This is a genomic window from Vagococcus allomyrinae (assembly GCF_017829975.1).
Lineage (GTDB): Bacteria > Bacillota > Bacilli > Lactobacillales > Vagococcaceae > Vagococcus_D > Vagococcus_D allomyrinae.
The window spans coordinates 194,980-208,712 of record NZ_JAEEGA010000004.1 but is presented as its reverse complement, the minus strand read 5'-3'; the positions used below and the strand labels follow the sequence as shown (position 1 = coordinate 208,712).

14 protein-coding genes are annotated in these 13,733 nt (G+C 37.9%); 9 read left to right on the top strand and 5 right to left on the bottom strand.

Going from position 1 to position 13,733, the window contains the following annotated elements; all coding sequences use genetic code 11:
• Nucleotides 1–7 precede the first annotated feature (7 nt).
• Nucleotides 8–637 carry a helix-turn-helix domain-containing protein gene (locus tag I6N95_RS08025; protein WP_209526523.1) on the bottom strand — a complete coding sequence of 210 codons (630 nt, stop codon included), beginning with the start codon at nt 635–637 and terminating at the stop codon, nt 8–10.
• Nucleotides 638–1,043: 406 nt separating this feature from the next.
• Between I6N95_RS08025 and I6N95_RS08020 the strand changes: the two genes are divergently transcribed.
• Both I6N95_RS08020 and I6N95_RS08015 read left to right on the top strand, forming a co-directional pair.
• Nucleotides 1,044–3,362, top strand: a complete 2,319-nt coding sequence (locus I6N95_RS08020) for an FtsX-like permease family protein (RefSeq protein WP_209526521.1) — start codon at nt 1,044–1,046, stop codon at nt 3,360–3,362.
• 3 nt (nt 3,363–3,365) lie between these two features.
• Nucleotides 3,366–4,115 carry an ABC transporter ATP-binding protein gene (locus I6N95_RS08015; RefSeq protein ID WP_209526518.1) on the top strand — a complete coding sequence of 250 codons (750 nt, stop codon included), beginning with the start codon at nt 3,366–3,368 and terminating at the stop codon, nt 4,113–4,115.
• A 56-nt stretch (nt 4,116–4,171) separates the two neighbouring features.
• Here I6N95_RS08015 and I6N95_RS08010 read toward each other — a convergent pair whose 3' ends face one another.
• Nucleotides 4,172–4,711, bottom strand: coding sequence for a DUF1697 domain-containing protein (locus I6N95_RS08010; protein WP_209526516.1), 540 nt, complete (start codon nt 4,709–4,711; stop codon nt 4,172–4,174).
• 199 nt (nt 4,712–4,910) lie between these two features.
• Here I6N95_RS08010 and I6N95_RS08005 point away from each other — a divergent pair, with 199 nt between their 5' ends.
• The 3 genes from I6N95_RS08005 to I6N95_RS07995 are packed head-to-tail and all read left to right on the top strand — an operon-like array spanning nt 4,911 to nt 6,433.
• A complete protein-coding gene (locus tag I6N95_RS08005; protein ID WP_209526514.1) occupies nt 4,911–5,531 on the top strand; it encodes a TetR/AcrR family transcriptional regulator in 621 nt (206 codons plus the stop codon).
• Nucleotides 5,518–5,910: an FMN-binding protein gene (locus tag I6N95_RS08000; RefSeq protein WP_209526512.1), complete on the top strand. Its 393-nt coding sequence runs from the start codon at nt 5,518–5,520 to the stop codon at nt 5,908–5,910. The genes I6N95_RS08005 and I6N95_RS08000 overlap by 14 nt, the downstream gene beginning before the upstream one ends.
• Before the next feature lie 25 nt (nt 5,911–5,935).
• The gene (locus I6N95_RS07995; protein WP_209526509.1) at nt 5,936–6,433 is read left to right on the top strand and encodes a flavodoxin domain-containing protein; all 498 of its coding nucleotides are present in this window, start codon (nt 5,936–5,938) and stop codon (nt 6,431–6,433) included.
• A 152-nt stretch (nt 6,434–6,585) separates the two neighbouring features.
• Here I6N95_RS07995 and I6N95_RS07990 read toward each other — a convergent pair whose 3' ends face one another.
• Both I6N95_RS07990 and I6N95_RS07985 read right to left on the bottom strand, forming a co-directional pair.
• Complete coding sequence (locus I6N95_RS07990) at nt 6,586–6,798, bottom strand: hypothetical protein (protein ID WP_209526507.1); 213 nt, start codon at nt 6,796–6,798, stop codon at nt 6,586–6,588.
• 104 nt (nt 6,799–6,902) lie between these two features.
• Nucleotides 6,903–7,307 carry a DUF3224 domain-containing protein gene (locus I6N95_RS07985; RefSeq protein WP_209526505.1) on the bottom strand — a complete coding sequence of 135 codons (405 nt, stop codon included), beginning with the start codon at nt 7,305–7,307 and terminating at the stop codon, nt 6,903–6,905.
• A gap of 177 nt (nt 7,308–7,484) precedes the next feature.
• Here I6N95_RS07985 and I6N95_RS07980 point away from each other — a divergent pair, with 177 nt between their 5' ends.
• A complete protein-coding gene (locus tag I6N95_RS07980; protein ID WP_209526503.1) occupies nt 7,485–8,060 on the top strand; it encodes an NADPH-dependent F420 reductase in 576 nt (191 codons plus the stop codon).
• A gap of 614 nt (nt 8,061–8,674) precedes the next feature.
• Complete coding sequence (locus I6N95_RS07975) at nt 8,675–9,577, top strand: hypothetical protein (protein ID WP_209526501.1); 903 nt, start codon at nt 8,675–8,677, stop codon at nt 9,575–9,577.
• Between the two features lie 504 nt (nt 9,578–10,081).
• Here I6N95_RS07975 and I6N95_RS07970 read toward each other — a convergent pair.
• Complete coding sequence (locus tag I6N95_RS07970) at nt 10,082–10,789, bottom strand: hypothetical protein (RefSeq protein WP_209526499.1); 708 nt, start codon at nt 10,787–10,789, stop codon at nt 10,082–10,084.
• Between the two features lie 650 nt (nt 10,790–11,439).
• On the opposite strand from I6N95_RS07970, the gene I6N95_RS07965 reads away from it, so the two are divergent.
• Nucleotides 11,440–11,844 (top strand): DUF5301 domain-containing protein, encoded by a 405-nt coding sequence (locus I6N95_RS07965; protein WP_209526482.1) that lies wholly within the window; start codon nt 11,440–11,442, stop codon nt 11,842–11,844.
• A gap of 186 nt (nt 11,845–12,030) precedes the next feature.
• Nucleotides 12,031–13,725 carry an Hsp70 family protein gene (locus tag I6N95_RS07960; protein ID WP_209526480.1) on the top strand — a complete coding sequence of 565 codons (1,695 nt, stop codon included), beginning with the start codon at nt 12,031–12,033 and terminating at the stop codon, nt 13,723–13,725.
• The last annotated feature ends 8 nt before the right edge of the window (nt 13,726–13,733 follow it).

Here is a 13,733-nt window from a genome sequence, read left to right as displayed (position 1 = left end):
TTGTCAGCTAATGCTTTAAGACCGTTATGAGTTGGTGGTAAATTTTCTCAGCAGCCAGCACACCATAGTCTTTTTTGGAAATGGCGATAACTGGGGTTCCTGTAAATTTCTTTTCAAGAGAGTCTTTGGCATAAGCAAATGTCGGCGTTAAGAGAATGGCATCGGCTAGTTGACCATATTGATCCACTTGGTTTGAATTGTATGTGTCAACATCAATCTTCTGCTGATTTTCTTGCATCAGTAACTCTAGTTTTCGATTGAGCATTTGCGTTTGAAGCAACCCTTTATCGGAAATAAGGCTAAACGTCTTATCAAAGATTATGACTTTTTTTCTATTATCATGATTCTGTGGTGTATTCTCCTTCAGTTTTTGTGCCATTTTTCCCATGTGATCCCGTCCTCTTTTTTTAGAAAAAAACCCATCAAAAAAACTTGGCCTCTTATTACCCAACATCTCGTCAATTGTAATGTTAAAACACTTGCTCAGATCAATCAGAGTTTGGAGATCTGGCTGGCTTTTATTTCTCTCCCATTTTGAAATGGCTTGCGGTGTTACGTTTAATATTTCGGCTAACGTTTTTTGAGTCATTTTTTTTGATTGTCTTAATTCTTTTAGTTTCTCACCTATTTCTGGCATTAGTATACCTCCTCGGTCGTCAATTTATCAATGAACAATTCGTTGAATCAGAATAAATGGATGTCAACGAATAGTTGAGTTGTTCTATCAGGTACAGTATAGAGGATATTTCCGAATATGTTAACCAGAAACCTGGTAGTGGGGGTTAAGTAAGGGGAATTGCACACAACTTAACGATAGGTGACAGTTCGACACCGATATCCTCCTTGCGTTTGATAAAATAATCAGTCCTGAGGATGAACGCGCGCGCTATTCCCAATGTTAAACTTAACATACAAATAGCTCTTATTTATCTCATTTTCTATGATAGAAATAGTATGTCAAACAGATGTGTTGCTAGGGGGATATTTGATAAGGAGTGTTCATTTTAAAAGGAGTTATTGAATGAAGGAGAAAGAGGGAGAACATGTACAAAACAATGATCAAAAATGATATCAAACGCAGTAAATTAATGACCATTACGATTACCGCATTTATTGTTATGGCTTCGCTACTGACAGCGCTGGGTGCTTTTCTAAGTGTTAATTTAATTTCGGCGATTGACAGTGCCATGGTCGCGGCCAAAACGCCACACTTTATGCAAATGCATTCAGGTGAGGTGGATCAAGGGCAATTAGCAGATTTTGCTAGTCAACAATCGGTTAAGGACTATCAAGTTCTTAATTTTCTAAATATTGAAGGGCCGGATATTGTCATCAATAAGACTAGTTTGGCCGGCAGTATTCAGGACAATGGAGTGTCTGTTCAGAGTCAAAACTTCGATTTTCTTTTGGATGTGGCGGATGAGATTGTTTATCCGGAAGCCGGTGAGATTTACGTTCCTATTTATTACATGAAGGAAATGCCGATTGCAGTTGGTGATACTGTGACGATTGCGGGTCATCCTTTGACGATTGCCGGTTTTGTTCGCGATTCTCAGATGAATTCTGCCATCGTTTCTTCTAAGCGTTTTTTGGTTAATCAGGCGGATTACGATGTTTTAAAAGATCGTGGTAAGCTGGAATCGTTGATTGAGTTTCGTTTAGCTGAGACTGCCAATCTGGGTGAATTTGAAGCGGCCTATCTTACAGAGAAGATGCCGGCCAATGGACCGCCTGCGATTACTTATCCGTTGTTTAAACTGGCCAATGGGATTACCGACGGCATTATGATTGCGGTGCTGATTTTAATTAGTTTGTTGGTCATTATCGTGACCTTTCTCTGCATTCGTTTTACGTTACTCGCTAAAATCGAAGAAGACTATCGGGAGATTGGCGTTTTAAAAGGGATTGGTTTAAGAGTTGCTGACATTAAACGAATTTATTTGGCGAAATATGGGGTGATGGCTGCTTTAGGAGCTAGTTTAGGCTTTGGTTTAGCTTTATTATTGCAGCGGCCACTTTCTGCCAATATTCGCCTTTATTTGGGAGAATCCAGCAATCCTTTAGCTGGTGGGCTATTTGCTTTGGGTGGCGCTTTGCTGATCTTTTTCGTGATTTTATTGTATGTTAACGGAGTGCTTCGACGGTTTCGCAAGCTATCTGCCGCACAAGCCATTCGCTTTGGCGCGCCTGCCGAAAAATCAAAGGCGGTCAAAAGCTTTAGGCTAAGTCGAAACAAGCTGTTGTCGGCCAATGTATTTCTGGGAGTAAAAGATTTGCTGTCTAGGAAAAAATTGTATCTGACGATGTTTATGGTGCTGGTGATTTCTTCCTTTATTATGATCGTGCCTCAAAATATTTACAATACGATTTCCTCTAGAAATTTTATGACTTATATGGGCATCGGCAACTCTTATATGCGGATTGACGTTCAGCAGGTGGATGATATTGCCGCAAAGACAGCATTAATTGCCGACAAAATGTCTCAGGATGAGAGCATTTCGCAATTTACAGTGCTGACCAGTTATCTGATCGACATGCAAATGGCTGACGAGTCTGTTCAACGTCTTAAGGTTGAACTTGGCGATCATCAAGCTTTTCCAATTGATTATTCAGCGGGAAGAGCGCCAATCAAAGCCGATGAGATCGCCTTATCCACGCTCAATATGGATGACTTAGAAAAAGAGTTGGGAGATGTTTTGCGACTGACGATTGACGGTGTGCCGCAAGAGGTCAAGATTTGTGGGGTTTATTCTGATGTGACTAATGGCGGCAAGACCGCCAAGGCGGCCTTTGAGACATCGCAAGCAGCTAGTATCTGGAGCATCATTCCCGTTACTTTTTATGATAATTCCCTTGTAGATGATAAGGTCAAGGAGTATCAGGAGGCCTTTTCTTATGGCAAGGTGTCCAACATCGATGATTATATCGATCAGACCTTTGGCAGTACGACTGCAGCGATCAAAACCGCTTCTTATGGAGCAATCATAGCAACCATTTTGCTGACGGTCTTAGTGACCTTGCTCTTTATGAAATTGCTGATTGCCAAAGACAAACAGGCGATTGCGATGTTGAAATCGATCGGTTTTAGCACGAAAGATATTCGGCGACAGTATCTGACGCGTTCCTTGATTGTGTCAGTGTTAGCAGTGCTAGTTGGGGTGATATTAGCCAATACTTTAGGAGAAGTTGTCGGCACGTTGCTGATCTCATCCTTTGGCATCGCTAGTTTACACTTTGAAATCAATCCGCTCTTTGCCTTTGTGATGGCGCCGCTGGTGATTGGCACTTGTGTCTATCTGGCAACGTTAGTGGGGATTCAAGATATTCAATCCGTCAAAATTTCAGATCAGATAAAGGAGTAACTCATGGAAAATTTAATTATTGGCTCAACAATCAGCAAAACTTTTGGCAAGGCTGGAGCAGAAAGCCTTGCTTTGGGAGAGGTTAACATTGACTTGGCGAAGGGGGAATTTGTGGCCGTGATGGGGCCTTCTGGCTGTGGCAAGTCAACCTTACTTTATGCCTTAAGTGGCATGGATACGATCACCAGTGGTTCAGTGGTGTTTGATGGCATTGCGTTAGAGCAACTATCTGAAAATGAACTAGCGGATATTCGCCGCCAGCGCATGGGTTTTATCTTTCAACAACCGACCATGCTCAAAAATCTGTCTATTTTAGATAATATTATTTTGCCAGCTTTGCGAGACGCTAGAAAAGACGTCGCTCAGCTGAAAGAAAAGGCTGAGGCTTTATTAAAAAAAACCGGGATTGCTGAGCTTGGTAATCGTGACATCGCCGAAGTCTCTGGCGGCCAACTACAACGAGCAGGCATTTGCCGTAGCTTAATGGGAACGCCTGATATTTTATTTGCAGATGAACCGACTGGTGCCCTTAATTCAAAAGCGTCAGCAGAAATCATGGATCTTTTAGTTGAAATCAATCAGGAGGGGACGGCAATTTTACTTGTGACTCACGATGCAAAAGTAGCAGCAAAAGCCCAGCGCATTCTTTTTATGAAAGATGGCCAGATTGCCTCTGATCTAAGGGTTGCTAAGGAAACAAGTGAAAGTCGTATGGAACTAATTAATGCTCAAATGACTGAGCTAGAAATTTAGCGCAGCTCTAAGCGTAATAATCAGGAGGTCAGGACCCAACAGTCCTGACCTCCTGATTACATAGTGACTATTTTTCTGATAGTATTAGCGGTTCGAATGGTGATCTTGTTTTTTATTTTGGTATTGGCTGTTTTTGCCCACCAGTGGGTCTTTTGATAATTTTTACGAGAAAATGACCAAAAAACGGCATTCTGAGCTGGCTGAATTTGTTCGTATGCTTCTTTAGGCTCGCCAAGTACTTGATAAAGGGTCTCGTAAGATAAAGGTGGTAGCAGAAAAATCAAGTTATCATAGATTGTCTGATCGTCAGTTCCCCACCAATCAGGTGCACTGGTTAATAGTTCTGCTAATTCACTTTGCAAAAGAATATGAACGGGGATATCTAAGGCAAAGTTGTCTTTTATCAGCGCTTCAATCTGGCCAGCAAGTTGTTGCTTATCGTCAATGCTGCTAGAAAAGATGACATTCCCACTATTGAGGTGGGTAAGGACTTCTGAAAACTCACGTTCAGTCAAGGCTTTTTTTAATTCAGCCATGGAAAGCTTGTTTTTCCCTCCCACATTGATCCCTCTTAACAAGGCGATATATCTTTTCATCTAGTTAAAACCTCCTGTACGATTTAGTTGTTAGTTGTATTATAACAGGGATTATGCTCTTCTAAAAGGCAAGTGACTGGGGGAAAATCGAATTTTATTAGCTAATAGACGGATTATACTTGACTTATTTCGTAAAAAAGGTTAAATTAACAGTGTAAACAAAATTAACAGTGTTAATCGAAAGGGGATAATGGTTTAAATGTCTCGTAAAGAAAAAGAAAAACAGGCCCTTCAACAGAAAATTTTTAATGCAGCTACTCAAATAGTGACGGAAGAAGGGTATGAGAAATTATCAATCCGGAAAATTGCCACAAAAATTGAGTATTCGCCAACGACTATTTATAACTATTTTAAGAATAAAGACGAGATTCTCATGAGCATTGCCTATGATATTTATCGCGAGGTAGTTGAAAATGTCAAACAGGTGATCAAAGATCATCAGCAAGCGTCGCCTAGAGAAAAATTTGTCTTAACTAGTCGTTGCTATATTTCTATTATGTTGGAAAATCCGGAAAAGTTTCGAGCGGTTATGTTAACCAGTGGCCTTTCTCTTTCAGAGGATCTAAAAGCTAGAGATCCTGAAGAGGTTCAAGAAGGGAACTATTTGCTACAAATGCTTTTAGAAGAGGGGATGGCCACCAATGATTTTAGGAATGTTCAAGAAAATTCAGCAGAATTGATTTTAATTTCTTTAATGGGCTTGGTGTTTAACATCGTCAGTTATCGAGTGACAGATCCAATACAAATCGAGCAGATGACAACCGCTTATATTGATTTATTACTGAATGGGATAGGAGGAACACAAAATGAAAAAGAGTAAAAAGAAACGGTGGCTCTTGGCATTGATACCATTGCTGCTGATTCCTATAGGGCTGTTGGTTATTCAACACGTAACTGCGGGTGAGGAAAGCAAAGTAATCTTGCAAGGTCAGCAATTTGATCAATTGAATTTAGCTGATGGGCAGTTAGAAGGGGCTTTTAAACAGTCGGCGGTCAGTGCCAAAGTCAAGCTCACGATTGAAAATAACCACGTCAAAGGGATTGATTTGCTGGAACATACCAATGGTCTTGGTAGCAAATCTGAAACCATCATTAAGACGGTTATTGAACAACAAGGAACAGATGTGGATAGTGTATCTGGGGCCACTCTTAGTAGTAAAGTGATTTTAAAAGCCATTGAAAATGCTATTAAGCAGTAACTAATAAGGGAAAGAAGGTAACGACATGAAATACTTAATTATCTATTCAAGCAAGTATGGAGCAACGCAGGCCTATGCGGAAATGATTGCTGATCAGCTTAAGGGCGATAGTCAGAGTCAGAATGTGGCAGACGTGACCTTGGAAAATTTGCAAGCTGCTGACAAAATTATTCTAGGAAGCTCCATCTACATGGGGAGCATTGGCAAGAGTATGCAGAAATTTTGTGTGAAATACGAAGAACTCTTACTTGCAAAACCCTTGGATTTGTTTATTAACGGGTTACGTTCGGGTGATGAATTGGCTGATGAACTAGCCAAGGCCTATACGGAAAAATTGAGACATCACGCCTCGCAGCAAGCCGCCTTTGGTGGTAAAGTTAATTTCTCAAAGTTAACATTTATGGATAAAAAAATTATGAAAATGGTGAGTAAGCAAGAGCCGCAATTTGAGACATTTGATAATTCGACGAACTTGTCCTTGTTAAATGAAGCAGAGCTTATTCGATTTGCTCAACAAATTTGAGACAACCGGGATCGCTAAAAAAGCATGAGAGCTACTTATGAGTAGCTCTCGTGTTTTTACTTGTTGATGTAGAGTTGTCATTAATTGGGCAATACTTGTGTGTTCTAGAAAATAATAACAATTGCTGCACAATAGAAGTAGTTATGACATGGTTACTTTCCTTTGGGACTATATTTATTCTTCCAGATCTTAGAAAAAATAAATAGCAAGATTATTGGAACTAAATAGTCCAAAGTTCTATCCAAAATAAAACTCCAGGTAATGTTAACATGCTTGGCTAGATCAACGCCTAATCTAATTGCGAAAGCGATAATTAAAATAGCAACAGCACCATACAAGTATTTATACCAGATCTCCTTTTTCATCAAAAGCGCCTCCTAGTTCTTATTAACTCATTATATCATACGTTAGTAAGGACAAACTGTATGTTTTTTACTTTAGTAGGGAGTTTGTTGATGTAAAGATACTATCAATTAGGCAATGAAAAGTCTAAAATCAATTCACTTGTGTGGCCTAGAAAATGGTAATTGTAATGGCCAGTTAATTGGGCTAATTCTCCTGTAGCGTGAATGATTTCGGCTGGGCTATCTAGTGTCCCTTGATCAAACATGCCATTTTCAGAAGCTGTAAAGGCGCCAACTTTCCCAGCATAAGTTCCTTCAAAATGCAAAAAGCCAGCAATTTTTGATTTGGCTTTTTCAGCGTCCTCAAGATTGCTATCTAGGTAATAAAGCAGGTATTCCAAGGTAGCAGTTCCTTCTAAAACTCCACTTATTTGGTATTCAACCTTTGCAGAATTAATGGGGAAATGATTAAGAGTTGTTTCGATAGGTGTTTCTTCCCATTTTGTCACAGTAAAAATAGCTGTTTCCATAAGATCACTCTTTTCTAAAATATATGATACTTAAAGAGTAACAGAACGTACGTTCTTGGTCAATAGTTGTGAAGATAATTAATTTTCAGCCCTGAGACAAAATGTTTTACTTATTTTTAGTAAGTGATATACTCAGTATATAAATGAAACAAACAACTACCTTAGGAGGTATGGAAAATGACAACTATTAGTATTTTTGGTAAAGGCAATATGGGAGTAGCAATTGGTGGCAATTTTGAGGATGCGGGGAACACAGTCACCTATATTACTAAGGAAACGCCTGTTGAGCAATTAGGCGATGTAGTCGTATTAGCTGTCCCTTATCCAGCCGTGGCAGGTATTTTAAGTGCCTATCAAGCAAAGTTAGCCGGAAAGATTGTCATAGATATAACAAATCCAGTTAACTTTGAAACCTTTGATGATTTAGTGGTGCCAGCTGACAGCTCTGCTACTGCAGAAATAGCTAAGCAATTGCCTGATTCAGCTGTAATCAAAGCTTTTAATACAACCTTCGCCGCAAGCTTGGCGACCAAAAAAGTCGCGGGTGAACAGCAAACAACGGTGCTCTTAGCATCAGATGATCAAAAGGCTAAAGAACAGTTAACAGAAATTTTAGAGGGCAGTGATTTAGCGGTTATTGATGCCGGTTCGTTGAAACGAGCTCGTGAATTAGAAGCGATTGGTTTCCTACAAATTTCATTGGCTTCTGCTGAAAAAATCGGTTGGACAGGTGGCTTTGCTGTCCTCAAATAGACACTCATTTTAATTTGGCTCAACGAATCTTTACCAGTCAGTAGTAAAAAAAAGTGTTAACAGTAATCGGCTAATTGTCTAGAGTTGTAGATGAGTGGTCGATTCTTTTTTGTTGGTGGGCTTATTGTCGATAGGGAGTGACTTGACAGAAAAAAACTATCTCCTGAATGGACATAGTGGTTAGTTGTTAATAGATCGTTTTACGAACTAAGTGTCAAACAGATTGGCAAGCATATCGGAAAAGCTAATCTGTTTACTATCAATTGAGTATGGAAGTACAGATGTAGAGTTTATTTATCAAGGTTGTATTGATAGTAATGTCAATATATCACAGTATATTGATGGGGAATGCAATTTTTTCATATATGAAAAAGCTGGGAATTTTAACGTGAGTTTGTTTTTTTTTGGTAGGTTGGCATAAACAATCTAATGAGCAGCCAATACAGAACGATTTATCTAGATAATTTAAGTAGCACTGATGAAAAAATATTGCATCGAGTAATTTTAGTGATCAGTTGAATTCGAATTTCCTTTCTAAAAAAATGTAACAATATTGTAATGTGAAAACGTTCTCTTTTTATGGTGTTATAAAAAAAAATTGGAGGCGTAAATTTATGAAATGTAGGTTAAAAAGATTAGCTGTTTTATTCAGTGTCACTATCATGTTTTCTCCTACGGGATCTAGTTATGTTTTTGCAAGTGAAAGTGTTGGAACTAACAATGAGGTAGCTGTTGAGGTTAATTTAGAAAAGGACGATTTGGATACTGTTCTAACAGAAAGAGAAGAGTTTGTTGAAGAGTTCAAAGATTTACTGTTACTAGAAGACAATATTAGTATCGATTCTGCAGTAGATGGTGCTAAAGAAACGGCGCCGCAAGATACGATAACCGATTCAATTGAAAGTGAAATTGAATTAGTGAAAAACGAGGAACCTACGATATTTGAGATATCTTTGGAAACTAATGTGCCAGTAGAAACTTATGAAATCACAGAAAATATTTCTGTGACCTTTGATACTAATTTAATCATAGTAGATGAATTTCAAGAATCAGAGGAGCAAGAGGCACCAACGATGATTGAGGAAGATGAATTAGCATTTAGTCCACTAAAATTTATTGATAGTTTAATTTTCAAAGAAGCTTTAGCAGCTCCGAAATCTAGAATTAAGAATGCTTCACATACACGTCATATTTATGATGTAACAGCAAAGAAATGGAAAATTGTTACCGCCTATATTTCATCTGAATTTACGTATAATGGCATAAAAGTAACTGCTAGACGAACAGGAAATTATATGAAATCAAATGGAATCGCAGGTACATTTATTAAGATTAGTGGAACAAGCAGTGCTGTCCAAAAACCAAGTAGTAAAAGAAGGGTTGCCTATCAATCTGGTGTTGCAAAGATTGGGATCACAATCAAAGGTGTCAGTGTCGTTTGGGATACAAAATATTTACGTGTAAATGTTGAAGCTAATCATAACGGGACTATTAGTAAAAGCTCTGTATTAAGATAAGGAGGAGGAAAAATGAATCTTCTTTTAGTGTTGGTTATATTGGGGCTAGGATCAATTTTACTCTTTACTCTGTTAGTTTTGCTCATAAAAAGAGGGATAAATAATTAAAGAAGATAAGGCATGATAAAAAGGGTGTATAAATTTTTATAGTAACTTTTGTTATTTATGTTACATTTGGCATAAACGCTAACAAAGCATTATAACTTAAGAAAAACTCAAAGGATATCATATGCTATCAATACCGTTATAGATATGATGAAGAGTCAGCTGAAACAGAAAAATGGCACATTTATTTTCTAAATGACAAGGTTGTATGGAGGTATCTCCCATTAGATTAAATTGTAGAAAAAAATAGCGGCATTCTAACCCGCAAGTTTGCAATTTGGTAGCTTTAGAGAATGTCAAAAAATTAAAGTCAAGACGCCTTTTGCGGAATAAAAAGCAAAAGGGCGTCTTGCTAGATTTGACCTGATTTAAATGGGTTTTACTAGCTATTATAAAAGACTACTCATCTCCATTGTAATACTCAGAGCGTAGCCAGCGTTCTTCTGGCTGAGGTTGGTTGCCACTCATGCCAACCTGAACATCTTCGAGGATTTCTTCATAGGATTTTTGCGGGTTGAAACCTTTGGAATTGACATAACTAATACTGAAAAGTTCTTTCTTATTGGCGTAGATAAACAGGCCGAAGTTATTAGCTTGTTTGGTAATTAGTTTTTGATAAAAGGGATCGATAATCTTAGCATAGTAGTCAGTGCTTTGATCGTCTTTGAGAATAACGAAAAAACTATACTCTGCTTGATAGTGATTAAAATACTCATCCGCGGATAGTGATAAATCATTTTTGGCATAGTCTGCCCCTTCTAAAGTGATAAAATATTTTTTGAAGGGTTCATCCCTAAATAGAGGTTCAACAGCATCGCGAGCTTTTTTGGTATAAACAACTTGAGAATAAGTGTCGCTTGTGCCTGCAACTCCTGAGTCTACCACGTCACCTAAGTCACTTTTTTTGTCTTGAGGCAGGGTGATTTCCGCTTCTAGTCCATCAGAATCTTTAAACTTTGTCTTAAAGTATTGAATATTTTTAGCCGATTCAAGTGTACCTTCTCCTGTAAGGGTAAATTTCTGTTGATATTCTTTTTCAAGAAAGACTAATGCGGCTTTTTCCGCTTCCTCTTTCGTTGTATAGTTTTGTGATGTTTTTTCTTTCATGGTACAGCCTCCTATTAGGCCAATTAAAGTTGTGAAGATAAAGGCTATAAAAATTGGTTTTAGTCTTTCCATGTATGTGTCACCCGTTTTCCAATAGTACTACTAGTGTTTTTAATTTCTTAATTTTAACATTGTTCACTATTAGGATCACTGTGAACTTTTAGTGTTTGCTCGGTATGGAAATAAGAAGAGGTAAGATAAACCATTAATGTTTTTAGTGATTCAATTTATAGATAGCCAAAATTGCTCTGTCATTGAGATGACAGGGCTAAACCATATATATTCTACTTTAAATTGTTTTATATAAGATAGTCTGGTTTTGACATCGACCTAAATAAGGTAACTCTTTCGACAAAAAGCATAACAAAAGTTAGTAAACGATGCTTTATCATTTAAGTGTACACGAACGCTATTTAATGAACTTTTTGTCTACTTCATTGACTGGATTAAAGCAATATGCTAAGATTTTCCTATCTTAATTTAGAAGAAAAATAAAAGTTGCTGTGATTTTATGATAGTAAGAATTTTTTTGATTGAGTCAGTTTTTTTCATTTGAAATGAGTTCAATCAGTGATAGAACTATTAGATTAGATAAAATGAGAATCATCGTAACTACTAAGTTAATACTATCAACTTTTTAAGGAAAAACTATGCAGACAAAAAGAAAGAGTCTTATATGTATTATTTTGGGAGTAGTTTCAATTTTCGTTTTAATGCTTTATCGAAAGCCCATCACGATAATTCCAAAATACGATAAAATTTTAAGTATATCCATCAGTAAAAATGATATTCACAGGAGCTTAACCATAGAAGGAGAAAAAGAAATTCTTAATTTAATGAACGATGCCTATTCAAAAATCATCAACAGACAATCAGTAAATGATTCTCCGAATGTAGCTCAATTTTACACCATTAAAATTCTAAGAAAAGGAAATGTAACAGACACATTTTATGTTTATAAAGATGAAAACGATTATTTTATTGAAAAACCTTATACTGGTGTATACTTTTCAACAATTGAATTGTTTAATTATCTAAAGGGAACAATTCCATAAAAAAAGAGATACTTAGTGCCGTAAACACTCATTTATGGTACTTTTTTATTTATGCTTGTTTTCGGTCATTTTAGTTCTAAATCAGGTGCCAAAAACTCGTCCTCTTTTCAATCAATCCAATCTTCCAAAAAGTCGCTATTTTTGTTAAACTAATTAAGGAACCTATTATACAGAGGAGTAGATGAGATGAATGTAGGCATTGATTTAGGCACATCGAATAGTTTGATTTCATATTGGCAAGAAGGTGCCGTCACATTGGTGCCTAATGAATTTTCAAAAACAATTACCCCGTCAGTTGTGGGGATAGATGATAATGGGGAGGTCGTTGTCGGTGAGATTGCCAAAGAGCGTCTGCTGTCTCATCCCAATTTAACCGCCTCAACCTTTAAACAATTTATGGGCACTGAAAAACTTTACCACTTAGGTGATTTGAGCTTTTCTCCCATCGAATTATCGGCTTTGGTATTAAAAAAATTGAAACTCAATGCGGAAGCTCATATTGGCGATGCGGTAACGGAAGCGGTGATCAGTGTTCCGGCTTATTTTAATAATCTGCAACGTGAAGCCACGATTGAGGCGGCTAGACTTGCTGGTCTTAAGGTGACCAGTTTACTTAGTGAACCGACAGCCGCGGCGATTGCCTATGGTTTGCATAAAGAGTTGGATCAGACGATCTTAGTGTGTGATTTAGGTGGGGGCACGTATGATGTCTCTTTGATGGAATTATTTGAAGGCATTATGCAAGTTGAATCGATTTCAGGGGATAATTTTTTAGGGGGAGAAGATTTTACGAAAGTGATCGTAGCGGATATTATGGCCCAATGTCAGTTGACGGAAAGTGACCTGACAAATCAGCAATGGTCCCTGATTTATGAAAAAGCTGAATCAGCTAAGCGCTCTTTAGAGGAAAGGGGAGTTGTGACGGTTAATTTTCGGATTAACCAAGATCATTGTTATTCATTATCTTTGGAGCATTATGAAACCCTTTGTGAGCCCTTGTTAAATCGCATGAAAAAGCCATTGGTTCGAGTCTTAAGAGATGGGGGCTTGTCCTTAGAGGAGATTGATAAAGTTATTTTAGTTGGCGGAGCAACCAAGTCTGTAGTGATTCGCAAGTTTATTACCAAGCTGTTTAAAATTTTTCCTTTTGTCAGTTTGGAACCAGATGAAGCGATTGCGATCGGCGCTGGGGTTCAGGCCTCAATGCGTAGTGGCGATATTCTGCAAGAAGAGATGATGTTGACGGACGTTTGTAGTCATACAATGGGCACGGAAATTGTCAAGGAAACGCCGACTGGTTTTATTTCGGGGATTTATCAGCCGATCATCGAGCGCAATTCAGCCATTCCGATCAGTCGCGAACTGCCGTTTTCAACAATCGTTGACAATCAAACAGAGTTGTTGTTTGGCATCTATCAAGGGGAACACTCTCGGGTAGAAGATAATTTGAAGATTGGTGAAGTGCGAATCAAGATTCCCAAAGGACCTAAAGGACATTTGGTCACTTGTCGCTTTACTTATGATATTAACGGTATTTTGGAAGTCATTGTGACGGATCACAAGCATGACAAGACAGAACGGCTGATCATCGAAGAAAAGCCGGGATCTCTTAGTCAACAGGAATTAGTAGCGGCTTTAAAAAAATTGGATTACTTAAAAGTCCATCCTAAAGATCGAGAAATCAATCGGCTGTTACTGGCAAAACTTGACAGTCTTTACGTGGAGCATCAAGGGGATCTGCGGGAACAAATCTCTCGCTTAAGTGTCTCATTTGAATTTGTTTTGGACAAGCAAGATGATAAAAAAATCCGTAAAATGCAGCAGGAAGTCACACAATTTATCGAAAATATCAGTCAACATCAGTTCGACTGGTTCGATTGAGGGTGATA